This is a genomic window from Pseudomonas sp. NPDC087358, assembly GCF_044900785.1.
In the GTDB taxonomy this organism is placed as follows: domain Bacteria; phylum Pseudomonadota; class Gammaproteobacteria; order Pseudomonadales; family Pseudomonadaceae; genus Aquipseudomonas.
In genome coordinates this window covers 220,026-237,401 of record NZ_JBJDOA010000002.1, presented here as the reverse complement: position 1 = coordinate 237,401, position 17,376 = coordinate 220,026, and the positions used below count along the sequence as shown (strand labels likewise).

The 17,376-nt window shown below is 58.9% G+C and carries 18 protein-coding genes; 7 read left to right on the top strand and 11 right to left on the bottom strand.

Translation table 11 applies throughout. The features are described from left to right. Positions 1-62 precede the first annotated feature (62 nt). The 4 genes from hpf to ACI2KS_RS04675 are packed head-to-tail and all read left to right on the top strand — an operon-like array spanning position 63 to position 1,996. Positions 63-371 (top strand): ribosome hibernation-promoting factor, HPF/YfiA family, encoded by a 309-nt coding sequence (gene hpf, locus ACI2KS_RS04690; protein ID WP_404617678.1) that lies wholly within the window; start codon positions 63-65, stop codon positions 369-371. An 11-nt stretch (positions 372-382) separates the two neighbouring features. After that, positions 383-847, top strand: a complete 465-nt coding sequence (gene ptsN / locus ACI2KS_RS04685) for a PTS IIA-like nitrogen regulatory protein PtsN (RefSeq protein ID WP_404617676.1) — start codon at positions 383-385, stop codon at positions 845-847. Positions 848-849: 2 nt separating this feature from the next. Continuing rightward, entirely contained in the window at positions 850-1,707 is an 858-nt protein-coding gene (gene rapZ, locus ACI2KS_RS04680; RefSeq protein ID WP_404617674.1) for an RNase adapter RapZ, read from the top strand. Positions 1,708-1,723: 16 nt separating this feature from the next. Then, positions 1,724-1,996, top strand: a complete 273-nt coding sequence (locus tag ACI2KS_RS04675; protein WP_404617672.1) for an HPr family phosphocarrier protein — start codon at positions 1,724-1,726, stop codon at positions 1,994-1,996. A gap of 122 nt (positions 1,997-2,118) precedes the next feature. Here the strand turns inward: ACI2KS_RS04675 and ACI2KS_RS04670 are convergent, their stop codons facing one another. Beyond that, the gene (locus ACI2KS_RS04670; RefSeq protein WP_404617670.1) at positions 2,119-2,589 is read right to left on the bottom strand and encodes a PA2169 family four-helix-bundle protein; all 471 of its coding nucleotides are present in this window, start codon (positions 2,587-2,589) and stop codon (positions 2,119-2,121) included. A 229-nt stretch (positions 2,590-2,818) separates the two neighbouring features. On the opposite strand from ACI2KS_RS04670, the gene ACI2KS_RS04665 reads away from it, so the two are divergent. After that, positions 2,819-3,082 carry a DUF3820 family protein gene (locus tag ACI2KS_RS04665; RefSeq protein WP_404617668.1) on the top strand — a complete coding sequence of 88 codons (264 nt, stop codon included), beginning with the start codon at positions 2,819-2,821 and terminating at the stop codon, positions 3,080-3,082. Between the two features lie 63 nt (positions 3,083-3,145). After that, on the top strand, positions 3,146-4,315 hold the full coding sequence (locus ACI2KS_RS04660) for an aminotransferase class V-fold PLP-dependent enzyme (protein WP_404617666.1): 1,170 nt from the start codon (positions 3,146-3,148) through the stop codon (positions 4,313-4,315). A 309-nt stretch (positions 4,316-4,624) separates the two neighbouring features. Here ACI2KS_RS04660 and ACI2KS_RS04655 read toward each other — a convergent pair whose 3' ends face one another. The 3 genes from ACI2KS_RS04655 to zwf are packed head-to-tail and all read right to left on the bottom strand — an operon-like array spanning position 4,625 to position 7,492. Further along, complete coding sequence (locus ACI2KS_RS04655; RefSeq protein ID WP_404617664.1) at positions 4,625-5,299, bottom strand: bifunctional 4-hydroxy-2-oxoglutarate aldolase/2-dehydro-3-deoxy-phosphogluconate aldolase; 675 nt, start codon at positions 5,297-5,299, stop codon at positions 4,625-4,627. A 17-nt stretch (positions 5,300-5,316) separates the two neighbouring features. Beyond that, positions 5,317-6,036 (bottom strand): 6-phosphogluconolactonase, encoded by a 720-nt coding sequence (gene pgl, locus ACI2KS_RS04650; protein ID WP_404617662.1) that lies wholly within the window; start codon positions 6,034-6,036, stop codon positions 5,317-5,319. Beyond that, the gene (gene zwf, locus ACI2KS_RS04645) at positions 6,023-7,492 is read right to left on the bottom strand and encodes a glucose-6-phosphate dehydrogenase (protein WP_404617660.1); all 1,470 of its coding nucleotides are present in this window, start codon (positions 7,490-7,492) and stop codon (positions 6,023-6,025) included. The genes pgl and zwf overlap by 14 nt, the downstream gene beginning before the upstream one ends. 231 nt (positions 7,493-7,723) lie before the next feature. On the opposite strand from zwf, the gene ACI2KS_RS04640 reads away from it, so the two are divergent. Then, positions 7,724-8,593, top strand: a complete 870-nt coding sequence (locus ACI2KS_RS04640) for a MurR/RpiR family transcriptional regulator (protein WP_404617658.1) — start codon at positions 7,724-7,726, stop codon at positions 8,591-8,593. 93 nt (positions 8,594-8,686) lie between these two features. On the opposite strand, the gene ACI2KS_RS04635 is transcribed toward ACI2KS_RS04640, so the two are convergent. From ACI2KS_RS04635 to ACI2KS_RS04605, 7 genes are all read right to left on the bottom strand, one after another. Then, the gene (locus ACI2KS_RS04635; protein ID WP_404617656.1) at positions 8,687-9,562 is read right to left on the bottom strand and encodes a D-hexose-6-phosphate mutarotase; all 876 of its coding nucleotides are present in this window, start codon (positions 9,560-9,562) and stop codon (positions 8,687-8,689) included. A 243-nt stretch (positions 9,563-9,805) separates the two neighbouring features. Then, positions 9,806-11,161 carry a carbohydrate porin gene (locus ACI2KS_RS04630; protein ID WP_404617654.1) on the bottom strand — a complete coding sequence of 452 codons (1,356 nt, stop codon included), beginning with the start codon at positions 11,159-11,161 and terminating at the stop codon, positions 9,806-9,808. A gap of 135 nt (positions 11,162-11,296) precedes the next feature. Further along, on the bottom strand, positions 11,297-12,457 hold the full coding sequence (locus ACI2KS_RS04625) for an ABC transporter ATP-binding protein (RefSeq protein ID WP_404617652.1): 1,161 nt from the start codon (positions 12,455-12,457) through the stop codon (positions 11,297-11,299). Between the two features lie 2 nt (positions 12,458-12,459). Beyond that, positions 12,460-13,305, bottom strand: coding sequence for a carbohydrate ABC transporter permease (locus tag ACI2KS_RS04620; protein WP_404617650.1), 846 nt, complete (start codon positions 13,303-13,305; stop codon positions 12,460-12,462). Next, entirely contained in the window at positions 13,298-14,206 is a 909-nt protein-coding gene (locus tag ACI2KS_RS04615) for a carbohydrate ABC transporter permease (protein ID WP_404617648.1), read from the bottom strand. Before ACI2KS_RS04615 ends, ACI2KS_RS04620 begins: the two co-directional genes overlap by 8 nt. 153 nt (positions 14,207-14,359) lie before the next feature. Continuing rightward, positions 14,360-15,646, bottom strand: a complete 1,287-nt coding sequence (locus tag ACI2KS_RS04610) for an ABC transporter substrate-binding protein (protein WP_404617646.1) — start codon at positions 15,644-15,646, stop codon at positions 14,360-14,362. Positions 15,647-15,909: 263 nt separating this feature from the next. Beyond that, the gene (locus ACI2KS_RS04605) at positions 15,910-17,370 is read right to left on the bottom strand and encodes an ATP-binding protein (protein WP_404617644.1); all 1,461 of its coding nucleotides are present in this window, start codon (positions 17,368-17,370) and stop codon (positions 15,910-15,912) included. Between the last annotated feature and the right edge of the window lie 6 nt (positions 17,371-17,376).

Genomic DNA, 17,376 nt, shown 5'->3' with positions numbered 1-17,376 from the left:
GCGTTCCAGTGGCAGGCAACCAAGCCTGCCTCTTAATGCACTGGCAATGAAGGAGAAGCTGTATGCAAGTCAACATCAGTGGACACCAGCTGGAAGTGACCGACCCTCTGCGCAACTACATCACCGAGAAGCTCGATCGCCTGGAGCGGCACTTCGACAAGATTACCAATGTGCAGGTGACCATGGAGGTCGAGAAGCTCAAACAGAAAATCGAAGCCACCCTGCATGTTCCGGGGGCCGAAGTGGTCGCCAACGCCGAACATGATGACATGTATGCAGCCATCGACTTGCTCACCGACAAGCTCGACCGCCAACTCAAAAAACATAAGGAAAAACAGCAGAGCCTGCTGCAAGGTGCCACTGCTCGTTGACACTTCCATCCATGATCCGACTTGAAAACATCCTGACCCCTGGCCGTTCCCCCGTGAACGTGCCAGGCGGCAGTAAGAAAGCCGTACTCGAAGAAATTGCCAAGTTGATTGGGCGAGAAGTCCCCGAGTTCGACCGTCAAACCGTCTATGAGAGCCTTGTCGCCCGCGAAAAGCTGGGTTCGACCGGCTTTGGCAACGGCATTGCCATTCCCCACTGCAGACTCAAGGGTTGCACCTCACCCGTCAGCGCCGTACTGCACCTTGAAAAACCCGTCGATTTCGACGCCATCGACGGCGCCCCTGTGGATCTGCTGTTCGTATTGCTCGTCCCCGAAGCAGCAACCGATGCGCACCTGGAGTTGCTGCGCCAGATCGCAAGCATGCTCGATCGGGCCGACGTTCGCGCCCAGTTGCGTGACGCCAAAAGCAGCGATGCGCTTTACAACGTCGTACTTGCTGCCCAGAACGGTCACTGATCATGCGCATGATCATCGTCAGCGGTCGCTCCGGCTCCGGCAAGAGTACAGCGCTCGATGTTCTCGAAGACAGCGGCTTCTATTGCGTAGATAACCTGCCGGCGGGCCTGCTCCCGGAGCTCGCCGAACGTGCGCTGATTCATACCGAACTTGCCGAGCCGTTGCTGGCGGTGTCCATAGACGCACGCAATCTGCCAAGCCACCTGACGCGTTTCCCGCGGATGCTTGAAGAGGTTCGCGATCGGCACATTCAGTGCGACGTACTGTTCCTGGATGCCGATGAGTCCACGTTGCTCAAGCGTTTCTCCGAAACTCGCCGCCGCCACCCACTGAGCAACGCCACTCGCTCGCTGGCCGAGGCGATACGCGATGAGAAAACCTTGCTCGGACCGATCATCGATCTTGCCGACCTGACCATCGATACGACGCACCTGAATCTGTACCAGTTGCGCGATACGCTCAAATTGCGCCTGCTCAACAAACCCGAGCCCGGCACAGCCTTCCTCATAGAGTCATTCGGCTTCAAGCGCGGGATGCCCGTGGATGCGGATCTGGTTTTCGATGTGCGCTGCCTGCCCAATCCATACTGGAAGCCTGAATTGCGCGACCAATCCGGGCTCGACCAACCGGTCGCCGAATACCTCGCTGCACAGCCCGATGTCGAAGAGATGTTCCAGGACATTGCCTCATACCTGACCAAGTGGCTGCCGCGCTTCGCCGCCAGCAACCGCGCCTATGTCACCATTGCCATTGGCTGCACCGGCGGACACCACCGCTCCGTCTACCTGACCGAACGCCTGGGTCAGGTCCTGCAACAATCGCTCAAGAACGTTCAGGTCCGCCACCGCGACCTAAGCTGAAAGGATCCCCTACGCGATGCCCGCTCACCAGATCACCATCATCAACAAGCTGGGCCTGCATGCCCGCGCCGCAGCCAAGTTCGTCGGCGTCGCTGGCAAATACCCTTGCCAGATCCGGGTTGGCCGCACGCCGGACAGCATGGTCGATGGCAAAAGCATCATGGCTGTCATGATGCTCGCCGCAGGCAAGGGCACCGAGATTCACCTCTCCACCGAGGGCGAGGAAGACCAGGCCGCGCTTGACGGTCTGATTGAATTGATCAACAACAAGTTTGACGAGGGCGAATAAGCGGCTTGGCGAGCCGGCACCCTAAACCCGGCCAAGGTTTTATCAGAGGTTTGTCCCAGGCATAAAAAAACGCCAGTCTGACTGGCGTTTTTTTGTTTTAGCGTCTCGAACCAACGAGAAGATCAGCTCGCTCTTCTCACGCTGTCGCGCAGGGCTTTGACTTTGTCATGGTTAGCCTGCACGCCTGCCAGCTGACGCTGGATCAGAGTGGTCACGTTGACTGGCAGGTTCTTCTCGGTGGCCTTTTGCAAGGCTTCCTTGTATGCCTTCAGGGCGTGATCTTCACCAGTTTCTACTTCGTTGAGTACGGCCTCGTCGCTCTTGCCAGTGACGGCACTTTTCAGGTTAACCCACAGGCGGTGTGCGCCCGCAGCAACGCTGGAAGAATCCTCAGGATCACCGCCGAGTGCGCGCACTTCAGCCTGAAGCTCTCGCACGGCAGTTGCGCATTCGGAAGAGCGGGAAAGGAAATACGCTTTAATTTCAGGGTTCTTGGTATCTTCGGCAGCAGTATGAAAGCCTTTTTCGCCATCAATGCTGGTCTCGGTCAGATCATTGAGTACCGAAATCGCTTCTTTATTGATATCCGTCATTTTGCTGTTCCTTTCTGGCAGGTTAATCGAGAGTGGTGCAATAACATCTGATGAATAGACTATTGCACTGTGCGTGCCAGGTTTTTAACCTGAATATATTCGTTATAAATCAATGGGTTAATTGATCTACTAGGAACGCGTACCTCGCGTTCTGCATGATCGGCAGGTTGGCGTACATGCAGAATGCACGTATCGTTCAAGTTCATTGAGACTGACCAACGGCCGCACCATGAATCCCGAAAAACTCAAACTGCTGGTCATGCGTGAGATGCCCTATGGCAAGTACAAAGGGCGCTTGCTCGCCGACTTGCCAGGCGATTACCTGAACTGGTTCGCTCGCAAGGGATTCCCCCCAGGCGAGCTGGGCAGCCTGTTGGCGCTCATGCATGAGATCGATCACAACGGGCTGTCCGCCTTACTCGACCCGCTGCGCACCCGCCCACGCGAGCCGTTGCGCACCAGCCCCCTGAAAACACCCATTCGCTTCTCCTGAATACCTTCTTATCCAGTCGAGTGCCCGATGACCCGTGTCCATACTGCCGCAGCGGATTCAGCCATGGCGCGAGCCCGCGATGAAGCCTTCTGGCGTAACGTCGCCGATCAATACGATGTGGAACCCGGTCCGACCAACTTTGAACACGGCTACTTCGGGCGCATGACCCGTGAGGTCCTGCGTACCTATGAGCAGCATCTGGCGTATGTGAATCGCAGTAACTCGGTGTATGTCCGTCAACGCTTCGATACCCAGGACAGCGAAATCATTCGTGAGGACCTGGCCCGCCTGCTCGGCGTTCCGAGCGAGGAAATCGCCCTCACCCGTTGCGCCTCTGAATCGCTGCAGGCGCTGATTCGCAATTACAACGACTTGCAACCCGGCGATGAGGTGCTGATCAGTGACCTGGATTACAACAGCGTGCAGAGCGGCATGCGTTGGCTGGCGAAAACGCGTGGCGTGACGCTGGTCGAGATCACTCATGGCCACCCCGCCAGCCATGAATCGCTGTTGCAGGCCTACGACGACGCCTTTGCTGCTCATCCCCGACTCAAGCTTATGGCACTGACGCATGTCACCCACCGCACCGGGCTGGTGATGCCCGTCCAGGATATTGCCGCGGCAGCCAGGAGCCGGGGCATTGACGTGATTCTCGATGGCGCTCACGCGCTGGGGCAGCTGGACTTCGACCTTGCCCGATTGCCTGTCGCGTTTGCCGGGTTCAATTTGCAGAAGTGGATGGGCGCCCCACTGAGCCTGGGTTTCATCCACATCAAGAAGGAGCGCCTGCAGGCCATCGACCCGGACATGGGCGACACCCGCTATGCCCCGGACGACATCCTAGGCCGCGCGCCATACGGCACCCCCAATATTCCCGCGTTAATGACGCTCAGCACCGTCTTCGCCGAACATCGCGCTCTTGGCGGCTCTGTGGTCAAGGGTGCGCGCCTGGCGCACCTGCGGGACTTATGGGTCCGAGAAGCGCGTGAAATGGATGGCATCGACGTACTGACTCCCGATGACCCGCGCCTCTACTGCGGCATCACGTCGTTTCGGTTCAACCGGCATGCCGATCAGGCACTCATGGCTCGGCGATTACTGGATGAACACGGCATTTTTGCAGTCACCCGAGACGGTTCGGCGTGCGGCCCATGCATCCGCATAACACCGGGGTTCACCACTTCGGCCGATGACGTCGCGCAGCTGACCGAGGCACTGCGATCACTGGCGTGATTGTGCGCTGGTCCCCAAAAAAAAGGCGCCCTGAGGCGCCGTTAAGACTTCATGGAGAACGAACTACAAAGGAGTGGCGAAGATACGCCCCGCAGACCGGGATTTAGCGGTACATATGTATCGCGCCTCATTTTTTACCCAAAAAAAACGGCGTTCCCGACCAAGGAACACCGTCAAATAGCCATGCAACAACGACTTCAGTAGCGGCGCCCCAATGCGCTGAACACCTTCATCTGGTGATAATTAGAACAGCCCCGCCATGAACAGGAGCTGTCTAGGGGCGATCAATGGGGCGCTTGCAGCAGCCGCTCAGTCAAACAACGCCATCGCCTCAGCGGTAGCATCTGTGATACGTCCCCAGTCACCATTCTTGACCCAGGCGTTGTCGATCATCCAGGTCCCGCCAACGCACATGACGTTCGACAGGGCCATGTAGCTTTTCAGGTTGGCAGCGCTGACGCCGCCAGTGGGGCAGAAACGCACCTCAGGGAATGGACCGCCCAAGGCCTTGATCGCCGCCACGCCGCCGCTGATTTCCGCCGGAAACAGCTTGAAGCGGCGATAACCCAGGGCATAACCGATCATGATCTCCGACGCGCTGCTGATGCCTGGCAGCAGTGGCAATTCGCTTTGCACTGCGGCCTCGAGCAGATCCTGGGTGCTGCCAGGGGTAACGATGAACTGCGAGCCGGCTTGCTCGGCCGCCTTGAGCATGTGCCGATCAAGAATGGTGCCGGCGCCAACGCAAAGCTCAGGGCGCGCATCGCGCAGGATCTGGATGGCCTTGAGGCCGAACTCCGAACGCAGGGTGATTTCCAGCGCGTTCAGGCCGCCTGCCGCCAGCGCGTCGGCCAGCGGCAGCACGTCTTGTTCGCGCGCAATGGTGATGACCGGGAGAATCTTCGCTTTGGCGCAAAGTTCGTCGATCTGGGCAATCTTGCTCGCCATGTTATTCAACGGCTGTTTCACTTGGGTATTTTCCATGGCGGCTGATCCTTTGCTTATGGGCACCAGTAAATCTCTAAAGACGGGTTGAGGAAGGCACGTATCGGCATTTCGGCGAGGTCATCGCCGGCCAGCGCCGTGCGCAGGGTTTGCAGTTTTGCCTGCCCGGAAACGGACAGGATCGGCGTCGTTGCCGACGCCAACAACGAGCGCGTCATGGTCAGACGCTGATGCGGTGTGCTGGGTGCCAGCATCGGCAGGCAACGGCGCGGACTGTCCGGGTCCAGCGCCTCGGCCAGGTTCGGACTCTCGGGGAACAGTGACGCGGTGTGACCGTCATCGCCCATGCCCAGCACCAGGACGTCGATTTTCGGCAGCTCCTTGAGCGCTTCGTCGGTGGCTGCTGCCGCTTCATCCAGTGTCTGGGTCGGGCGGTACAGGCTGAAAAAACCTGCCTCGGCCGCAGGCCCCTGGAACAGAAAACGCTTGAGCAGGCCAGCGTTGCTGTCCTCGTGTTCAGTCGGCACCCAGCGCTCGTCAGCCAGGCTGATGCAGACTCTCGACCACTTAAGCGGCTTTTGCGCCAGCGCCTGAAAAAACGCCACGGGACTCTTGCCGCCGGACACCACCAGCGTAGCGGTGCCGTGTGGGTTGCTCTCGATGGCTGCGCTCAAGCGTTCTGCCACGTGGTCTGCCAGCGCATTGGCCAGCAGTTCAGGGTTATCGAATTCACGGGCTGTAAGGCCAGCCGGAAATTCAAGTTCACATATCGCCATACCAGGACCTCCCGTCACGAGTAATCAAGGCAATGGAGCTCATCGGCCCCCAGGAGCCTGCTGCGTAAGGTTTGGGCGCATCGCCCGCCTTCTTCCAGCCTGCGATCAGCTGGTCGCACCATTGCCACGCATACTCGATCTCATCTTTGCGGACAAACAGGTTCTGATTGCCACGCATGACCTCCAACAACAACCGCTCATAGGCGTCCGGAATACGGGCGCTGCGGTAGGCATCGGAGAAGCTCAGTTGCAAAGGATTGCTGCGCAATTGCATGCCTTTATCGAGCCCCTGATCCTTGGTCATCACTTGCAGCGAGATACCTTCATCAGGCTGCAGGCGGATGATCAGGCGGTTACTGATCTGCATCCGTTGTTCCGGGGCAAAGATGTAGTGCGGCGGTTCCTTGAAGTGGATCACAATCTGCGACAGCTTCTGCGGCATGCGTTTGCCAGTACGCAGATAAAACGGAACGCCCGCCCAACGCCAGTTACGGATATCGGCACGAATGGCCACAAACGTTTCGGTGTCGCTCTGGGTGTTGGAGTTTTCCTCTTCCAGATAACCGGGGACCGGTTTGCCTTCGCTGTAACCGGCGATGTATTGCCCGCGCACCACTTGGGTGGCCAGGCGCTCCGGGGTGAAGGGTGCCAGTGCCTTGAGCACCTTTACCTTCTCATCGCGGATGCTGTCGGCGGACAGATCGCTCGGTGGGTCCATGGCGATCAGACACAGCAGCTGCAACAGGTGGTTCTGAATCATGTCGCGCAGCTGACCGGCCTGGTCGAAATACCCCCAGCGGCCCTCGATCCCTACTTTCTCCGCCACAGTAATCTCGACGTGGGAAATGTAGTTCTGGTTCCATTGGGTTTCGAACAGGCTGTTGGCAAAGCGCAGGGCAATGAGGTTTTGCACTGTGTCCTTGCCCAGATAGTGGTCGATCCGGTAGACGCGGTTTTCCGGGAGGAACTTGGCCACCGCATCGTTGACCCGCCGTGAAGACGCGAGGTCATGACCGATCGGCTTCTCGAGCACCGCACGGGTGCGATCGGTCAGGCCAACCAGCGCAAGATTCTCGCAGATGGCGCCATACACCGACGCAGGTGTTGCGAAGTAGGCAATCATCGTTTGCGCATCGCCGACTGCTTCGGCCAGCGCCACGTAATCGTCGCCCTTGAGGAAATCCACGTGCAGGTAGCTCAGGCGCGCCTGAAAACGCTCCACGTGTTCACTCTCAAGCTGTGCCTCGGGGACGAAGCGGCGCAAGCTCTTGTCGATGTAAGCCAGGTGCTCCTGGGGAGTTCCGGGCTCGCGGGCCAAGGCTAGAATTCGGGTCTCGGCATGCAGCAGTCCAGCACGGTCCAGCTGGTACAACGCAGGAAACAGTTTGCGCACGGCCAGGTCGCCCAGGGCGCCGAACAAGGCAAAAGTGCACGGTTCAACCGTAATCGAGAGCATAATGTTGGTTCTTTTATCAAGTTAGGCTACAAATACCTTTTTTAAAGGCGTTACTCAAGGCCAAATGTAGTAATAACCACAACATTTCTTCAAAACACACATTACAGTGGTGATCAACACAGGCCCTCAGTACGATAGGCCACCTTTGCTACAGGCTAAAGGCCTAGATGCGCACCTTTTGCATAAAGGCCCACAGATCAGCCTGTTGCCGCTTCACGAGAAGGACTTTGAATGGACCGCGTACGCAATCTTCTGGAACAGATCCAGAGTCGTCTTGCAGAACTGAACAAGGCTGAGCGCAAGGTCGCCGAGGTGATTCTGAGCAATCCCCAGCAGGCGACGCGCTTCAGCATTGCCGCGCTGGCGCAGGCATCCAAGGTCAGTGAACCGACCGTCAATCGCTTCTGTCGCTCGTTCGATGTCAGTGGCTACCCCGAACTCAAGCTGCAACTGGCGCAGAGCCTGGCCAGCGGCGCGGCCTACGTCAGCCGCGCGGTGGAAGCCGACGATAACCCTGAAGCCTATACCCGCAAGATTTTTGCCAGCGCAATTGCCTCGCTCGACAGCGTCTGCCAAGTGCTCGATCCGAACCTGATCAGCAAGGCAGTCGACCTGTTGATCCAGGCGCGGCAGATCCACTTCTTTGGCCTCGGTGCGTCGGCTCCGGTGGCGCTGGATGCACAACACAAATTCTTCCGTTTCAACCTGGCGGTCACCGCTCACGCCGACGTGCTGATGCAACGCATGCTGGCGTCAGTGGCGCACACCGGGGAATTATTCGTGATCATTTCCTACACCGGTCGTACCCGGGAGCTGGTGGAAGTGGCGCGTATCGCCCGGGAAAACGGCGCATCGGTACTGGGCCTGACCGCGGCCGATTCCCCCCTGGCCAAGGCCAGCACGCTGAGCCTGAACATTCCGCTGCCCGAAGACACCGACATCTATATGCCAATGACCTCGCGGATCATCCAGCTCACCGTCCTGGACGTGCTGGCCACCGGCATGACCCTGCGCCGCGGCGTGGATTTCCAGCCGCACCTGCGCAAGATCAAGGAAAGCCTCAACGCCAGCCGCTACCCGGCCGATGATGAGTTGAATTGAGCTGAGCGCCTGCGGCACCATCGCGAGCAAGCTCACTCCTACAAGATCACGCGCGCCTCTGTAGGAGTGAGCTTGCTCGCGATAATGCCAGACTCAATGCACCAGACTCGCCTGCAGGCTCAAGCGCGCTTGCTGCCCCGGTGCCAGGCTCAGGCAATCGTCCACGCCTGACACCGCCTCGACCCTCAAAAAACCCATCGCTTCATTGCCACCCACGCCCAGCAAAGGCCGGCTTCCAGGGTGCCAGACCGCGGTACTGATGCTGTCCCCGGTGTCGATACACAAGCGGCGCTGCCAGGCGTCATCCTGCAGCTGCAGAAGGCCTGCATGCTCGAATACCCGCTGACAGCTGCCCAGCACACGCAGATCACCTTTCTGCTCACAACTGCTGCGACTGAGCTCGTCGTACCCCTGGGCACCGTCCAGGCCTTCCAGCGCGACGTCGGCAATGTCACTGATGCGCCAGTAGGCGTGCAAGGCATGGCCGAACTGACAGGGCTCGCTGTCCTCGTGCCGTGTCTCCAGGCGCAGGTCCATGCCCTGCCCCAGCTCGGCGTACAGGTCAGCCTGCCAGTCCCACAGTTTCAATTGCCAGTGCAACGAGACGCCCAGCTCGTGCGCCTGGCTGTCGATAAGCTTCCAGTCGAGCAGCCGGCCCCAACCGTTGGCTGGCCAGCCGCCCTCCCCCGGATGACGCCCCACCCATGGCCAGCAGACAGGTACGCCGCCACGGATGGCGCCAACCTGAGGCCACTGCGCCGCACACCACAACCAGGGTTTTTGCCCAGCAGGTTGAAAGTGCAGCAGTTGACCGCCCTGACGGCTGAATACGGCCTGGCACCGGGCATGATTGATCACCAGCACGTCACGTTGCTGATAGCGCTCCCATTGAAACGTCGGCTGAGGTCTGGCCGAGGTGAAGAAGCGTTGCAGCGGATGCTCGAGCGATCCTGTGTCACCGATGGCCATAGCTATTCCGGTACGGGTATTCAGTTCAATGACGGCTACAGGCCTGTTTCACCTGCAGGTAAGTGCGAGGCCCGTCAGGCACTCGATCATGTGCAAACAATAAAAAACGCCCCGACACCGGAGCCGATATGACATAAAAAAAACGGGCAGCCAGGCTGCCCGTAAAGCACACACGACCCTTGATCGTTTGTGAAGCACATCAGAGAGATGTGCGGAGGAGCGGTCCGCACAACGGTGTAACGTTTAGAACTTGGACTGAATCTTCAGACCTGCAACCAGCGCGTTGTCGGCTTCGGTTACGCCACCCGGGTTTTTCACGTACTGCAGGTTAGGACGCACGGTCAGCCAGTCGGTAACGTGGAAGCCGTAGTAGATTTCCGAGTTGTATTCGCTGGTCTGCACCGGCTGGAACAACGGATCGTCATAATCGGTCGCACCGTTGAAGGCGTTTTGCTGACGCTGAGCGTCACGCACGTCATCGTTCACGTGGATGTGAGCGATACCGATACCGATGTCATCCTTGGGACGGGCATCGAATGGGCCTTTGTAGACGAAACCGACCTGCTGATAGCTGTCGACGAAGTTGGTGGCTTTGTCATGCACGGTGGCGTTGGCGAAGATGCTCAGACCACGGGATGCGTCACCGTTGTGGCTGGTCAGCTGTTGCTGAGCCACGACCCACCAGCCGTGCTTGTCTTTGTGGGACTTGAAGTCACCGCCAAAGATGCGCTGGTTCTGGCCATCGGTGTTTTCCGCCACGTCATCGGCGCTCGGCGAGCTCACGTAGTAACCCACGCGGTATTCGCCGGGCAGCGCATTGACGCTTGGGGACCACACCAGTTCCACCGGGACCACGGTGCCTTTGGCGCCGCTGCCGCTGAGTTTGAAGCTGTTGCCGGTTTCCAGGTACGAAGGGTTCTGCTCGTAGACACCGATCTGGGCAAAGACTTCAGGCGTGATGTTGTACTTCACGCGCAATGCCCACTGGCTGACGGGCCAGTTGTACCAGGTGCTCACGTAGTTACCCACTTGCGAGCCGCAGAACGACAGGTTCTGGAAATCGCACGGGAAGCTGTTGAAGTCTTCGCCTTCACCGAAACGACCGACCTTGATGTCCAGTGCGCCGTCGAAGTACTTCTGCTTGACCCACATTTGTGTCAGACGCCAGGTCTGACCACGACCCCAGACTTCTTGCGAGGAGCTGAGTGTGCCGGCGCGTGGATCGCCGATACGGTCGTTGGAAATGTTGTTACCGCTACGCTCGGTGATCGCCAGCTTGAATTCCGCATCATGCCAACCGAGGATTTTCTGCAGATCCATCTGCACGCCGAACGCAAACTGGTCGCTGTAGCGGCCGGTCGTGTCGTCGTTGTAGCCACCGCTGAGGTTGGAACCGGCCTCACCTACGTACTCGATCGGAAAGTCATAACCCTTGTCATACAGCTCCTGGCGCAGACCGCCCCAGTCGCCGGTAAGGTGTTCGCTGGCTTTGAAAGGCTCCATGGCGGAGGCCGTTCCGGACAGCGACAACGCACTCAAGACCGACAACCCACCGATAAGCTGAAACTGGTTAAGCGATTTGCCTTTTACCTTCTTCATCCCTTAAATCCTCGTTTTATTGTTATTAGCTTTAAACATCGTTGTAACCACTTGCTTCGTGTGCCTGACAGGCCTTTTACGGCAGAAATCAACCCGTCAGATGTGCTCGTCGACGCAGTGCTCCTGCGTGCGGGATCAGTTGCGGTTGAGCCGCGTGACGTTTCCCATGCCTTCAGCGGGCTGCGACTTTCCCAGTGCCCCCAGACGTTCCCCGGTCTTGGCGTCGAACAGCAACACCTTCGCCGGATCGAACTGCAGGGTCAGGGTCTCGCCAACCGCTGGCGCGACATCCGGCGCCAGACGGCAGCAAACCTTGCTTTCGTTGAGCGTGACAAAGACCAGCGTGTCAGGACCTGTCGGCTCGGTGACTTGCACCTCGGCGCGAATGGTCGGCATCCCTGCAGCTTCAGCGGACGCTAGCACGATCTGTTCAGGGCGAAGGCCCAGAATCACCTCACGGTCCTCAAGCCCTGCGTCACTCATGCTCATCGGCAGTTCGCAGCGCGCCTGACCACTGTCCAGCAGTGCCACCAGACGGCCATCCTTGCGTTGCAGGCGCAGCGGAATGAAGTTCATGGGCGGTGAGCCAATGAAGCTGGCGACAAACAGGTTGGCCGGATCGTTGTAGATCTGTTTCGGCGTACCGAACTGCTGAATGATGCCGTCCTTCATGACTGCCACTTTATCGCCCAGGGTCATCGCTTCGATCTGGTCGTGGGTCACGTAGACCGTGGTGGTCTTCAGGCGCTGGTGCATCAGTTTCATTTCGGTGCGCATCTCGACCCGCAGTTTGGCGTCGAGGTTGGACAATGGTTCGTCGAACAGATAGATCTTCGGCCGACGCGCCAGTGCACGGCCCATGGCCACGCGCTGTTGCTGACCACCGGAGAGCTGGCCCGGCTTGCGATTGAGCAGGTGTTCGATCTGCAGCAGCTTGGCAACCCGTGCGACTTCCTCGTCGATGGCCGACTGGCTCATCTTGCGGATCTTCAGACCGAATTCGATGTTCTCGCGCACACTCATGGTCGGATACAGCGCGTAGGACTGGAACACCATGGCGATGTCGCGATCTTTCGGGCTCATGCCGCTGACGTCCTGATCGCCGATCATGATCGCGCCGCCGGTAATGTTTTCCAGGCCCGCGATGCAGTTCATCAGGGTCGACTTGCCACAGCCCGAAGGACCGACCAGGATCAGGAACTCGCCTTCCTTGATCGACAATTCGATGTTCTTCAGGGTGTCCGGCAGACCGGCCCCGTAAGTCTTGTTTACATTGCGAAGTTCGAGCGTTGCCATGATTACCCCTTGACTGCGCCGGCCGTCAGCCCGCGCACGAAATACTTGCCTGCGACCACGTAGACCAGCAGGGTCGGCAGCCCGGCGATCATCGCCGCCGCCATATCAACGTTGTATTCCTTGACCCCGGTACTGGTGTTGACCAGGTTGTTCAGCGCCACCGTGATGGGCTGCGAATCACCGCTGGAGAACACCACGCCGAACAGGAAGTCGTTCCAGATCTGAGTGAACTGCCAGATCAGGCAGACCATGATGATCGGGGTCGACATCGGCAGAATGATCTGCCGGAAAATAGTGAAGAAACCGGCACCGTCCAGGCGTGCGGCCTTGACCAGCGCATCGGGAATGCTCACGTAGTAGTTACGGAAAAACAGCGTGGTGAACGCCAGGCCGTAGACCACATGCACGAACACCAGACCCGTGGTGGTGCTTGCCAGACCCATCTTGCCCAGGGTGAAGGACGCCGGCAGCAGCACGGTCTGGAACGGCAGGAAGCAACCGAACAACAGTAGACCGAAAAACAGCTGCGAGCCACGGAAGCGCCACATCGACAGCACATAGCCGTTCAAGGCGCCGATGGCAGTGGAGATCAAAACCGCCGGAACCGTGATCAGGATCGAGTTCCAGAAGTAGCCCTTGACCGTTGCCCAGGCCTTGATCCAGCCGATAGCGGTGACCTCGGCAGGCCAGCTCAACAGGTTGCCGGTGCCGATGTCCTCCGGCGACTTGAAGCTGGTCAGCAGCATGACCACCAGCGGCACCAGATAGAGCAGCGCAGCCAGGATCAGCACCGCATAGATCGCGACACGGCTCAGGCTGATGGAAGGTTTACCCGCCAGACTAGTCATTGCGTTTGGTCCTCAGCTCGGAATACAGGTAAGGCACGAGGATCGCGAGAATTGCACCGAGCATCAGAATCGCACTGGCCGAGCCCATGCCCATCTGGCCACGGCTGAAGGTGAACGAGTACATGAACATCGCCGGCAGGTCGGACGAGTAGCCAGGACCACCGGCAGTCATTGCTGCCACCAGGTCAAAGCTCTTGATCGCGATGTGCGCCAGGATCATCACGGCACTGAAAAACACCGGACGCAGGCTTGGCAGCACCACCTTCCAGTAGATCTTGGGCATGCTCGCGCCATCGATCTGCGCGGCACGGATGATCGACTGGTCGACGCCACGAAGGCCCGCCAGGAACATCGCCATGATGAAGCCCGAGGCTTGCCAGACAGCGGCGATGACCAGGCAATAGACCACGCGGTCCGGGTCGATCAGCCAGTCCAGACGAAAACCTTCCCAGCCCCAGTCGCGCAACAGTTTGTCCAGGCCCATGCCCGGGTTGAGCAGCCATTTCCACGCGGTACCGGTGACGATCATCGAGAGCGCCATCGGGTACAGGTAAATGGTGCGGATGAAGCCTTCGCGGCGAATACGCTGATCGAGGAAAACCGCCAGCAGCACACCGACGACCATGCTGATACTGATGAACATGCCACCAAATACCGCAAGGTTCTTGCTCGCGACCCACCAGCGGTCGTTATCGAACAGCCGCGCGTACTGCGCCAGCCCGACGAATTTGTAGGTCGGCAGGAAAGTGGAATTGGTGAACGACAGTACGAACGTCCACAGGATATAGCCGTAGAAGCCCACCAATACGATGAACATGCTTGGCGCCAGCACCAGTTTGGGTAGCCAGCGCTGCAGTGCATCGAACGGCGAGGCTTTGCTGAACACAGCAACAGAACTCATGGTGAAATCCAGTACAAAGAAATGAAGATTACAAACGCGTTCCCCGTAGGAGTGGGCTTGCTCGCGATAGCAGAGTGTCAGGTACTGAGGTAGTCACTGACACTACGGCATCGCGAGCAAGCTCACTCCTGCAAAGGGGAGCGATACGACCGCTTACTTGGCAGACTTGATTGCCGCGCCGAGTTTCTTCGCGGCATCGGCCGGGTCGGCTTTCGGGTCGTTGATGTAGTTGGTGACTACGTCAAAGAACGCGCCCTGTACGGCCAGCGTGGTCGCCATGTTGTGCGCCATGCTTGGCTGCAGGCCGCCGCTTTTGGCATCTGCCAGGAAGTCTTTGGCCGCAGTCTGGGCGCACGAGTCGAAACCGTACTTGTCCATGTCCGCCAGCATGTCGGTACGCACCGGGATCGAACCCTTGTTGATGCTGAAGACTTTCTGGAAGTTTTCACCCAGCACGACTTTGGCGATGTCCTGCTGACCGGCAGCAGTGCCTTTGTCTTTCTGCTTGAACACCGCCAGGGAGTCGATGTTGTAGGTGAAGGCCTTGTCGGTGCCCGGGAAGGCTACGCACTGGTAGTCCTTGCCTGCGACTTTCTTGGCTGCGGTCCATTCACTCTTGGCCCAGTCACCCATGATCTGCATGCCGGCCTTGCCGTTGATGACCTTGCCCGCTTCCAGGTTCCAGTCCTGACCCTTGCCGTCGACATCCATATAGGTGGCGACTTTTTTCAGCTCGGTCAGCGACTTGACCATTTCCGGACCGGTCAACGCAGCGTTATCCAGATCGACCAGGGCTTTCTTGTAACCGTCGGCACCCATCACCGACAGCACCACGGCTTCGAAGACAGTGCTGTCCTGCCAAGGCTGGCCACCATGAGCCAGGGGAATGAAGCCTGCGGCCTTGAGCTTGTCGCCGGCAGCGTAGAATTCTTCGAGGGTGGCAGGAGGTTTTTCGATACCGGCTTTCTTGAAGACTTCCGGGTTGATCCACAGCCAGTTGACGCGGTGAATGTTCACCGGCACGGCCACGTAATCACCGTCGTACTTCACGGTATCGGAGACTTTCTTGTCCAGCAGGCTGTCCCACTTTTCCTGCTTGGAAACGTCTTTCAGAACGTCAGTGTCGAGCAGGCCGGTGGAGGCCCATTCCTGGATATCGGGACCTTTGATCTGAGCAACGCCCGGCGGGTTACCAGCCACAGCGCGGCTTTTCAGAACGGTCATGGCGGTCGCACCACCGCCGCCGGCGACAGCGCCGTCTTTCCAGGTGAAACCGTCTTTTTCAACTTGGGCCTTGAGCACATCGACAGCGGCTTTTTCGCCACCGGACGTCCACCAGTGGACAACTTCGACGGTGCCTTTGGAATCAGCGGCCATGGCGCTCAGAGGGAACAACGAGGCGAGAGAAACGAATGCTGCGAGACGGGTGATCGAATTCATCTAATTGACCTTTCTTGTTGTTATGCATGAGCAAGTCTTGGCGCTTGCGCTGCATGGATTCTAAACAAGGGACTCGCGCGGACGGTAACGAAGGGATGCGCGAGTGTCACTGGATGGTTACATTTGGGAGAGGCATCGATTTTACTTATAGGAGCCGGCTTGCTGGCGAAAGCGGTGTGCCAGTCAAAGAGCTATCGACTGGCCGTCTGCATTCGCCAGCAAGCCGGCGCCCGCAGGGACTGCAGCGTGATCGGATTTGCGGTTCATTCCATCCCGCGCGGCAGATACAGCGTCACCCGCAACCCGCCTTCGCGCAGGTTCTGCAACGTCACTTCGCCGCCGTGGCTGTGGGCGATGTTGCGCGCGATGCCCAATCCCAGGCCGTAGCCCTGCTGCTGTTTGCCCGCCAGACGAAAATGCGGCTCGAAGACTTGCTCCAGTCGCTGCTCCGGTACGCCCGGGCCTTCGTCTTCGACGTGCAGGATGAACGCCTGGGCGTCGTCCTCGATGAACAAGTGAGCCTTGTCGCCGTATTTGATGGCGTTGTCGATCAGGTTGCCCATACAGCGACGCAGTGCCAGGGGCTTGCCGTAAAACATCGACATCGCCTGGCCTTTGATCGTCACCCGACCACCGTCGTCGGGCGCCAGAAAGGGCTCGATCAGGCAGTCCAGCGCGTGATTGAGGTCAACCGGCTCGATGTTTTCATGGATATCGGTGTCCTTCACGCATTGCAATGCGCCTTTGACCAGCAGCTCCAGCTCGTCCAGATCGCGAGTGAACTTGACCTGCATCTCCTCGTCGTCGAGCAGTTCGACGCGTAGACGCAAGCGTGTGATGGGCGTGCGCAAATCGTGGGATATGGCGCTGAACAGCTGGCCACGCTCGGTGAGATAACGACTGATGCGATCGCGCATGGTGTTGAAGGCGCGGGTCACCTCGATCACCTCGCTGCCTCCGCCTTCAACCACCGGTTCCACGTCGGCACCCAGCGACAGGTCACGCGCGGCACGGGCCAGGCGCTTGAGCGGGCCGCTCTGCCAATGCACCAACAAGCCAATGAACACCAGCAGAAAAATACTGGTCAGGCCGATGAACCAGACTTGTTGCGACGGCAGGCCTTCTTCTTCGAGCATGGTGTACGGCTCGGGCAGCAAGGAGGCGATGTACAGCCATTCCCCCGGCGACAGCTCGATCTGGGTGACCAGCACCGGTGGGTTCACCGGTTCCAGCGTCAAGGCGTAATGGGCCCAGGAGCGCGGCAACTCATCGAGTTTGAGCCCACTGTTGAAAATCCGCAGATCCTCCGGGCGCACGAACCGGACCAGGATGTCCGGATCGGCCCCCAGGTTTTGCCGCAACACCTGGCCGACCACATCGATCACCGCCGACTTGCGCACCGTCGGCTCCAGCACTTGCATCTCCAGCGGCCGGTCATTGAGCGAGACGAAGAACCGCGTGCCACCCATGCTGCGCAGCTGGTCCAGCACCAGAGGCCGAAAGGCGACGGGCAAGGAGCGGAAATAACTCACGCTGGCCGCCATGGAGAAGCCCAGGCTGCGGGCGCTGGTGACCAGACCTTCCATCTGCGTGGCGCGCAGCTGAGAAAGCCAGATCAGGCTGGACAGGGTCTGGGCCAGCAATACCGCCAGCAGGGTCAATAGCAGCATGCGCCCCAGCAATGAGCGCGGGACTGGCAGGCGGCGCTTTTTCTCGGTGCCCATCGGTGC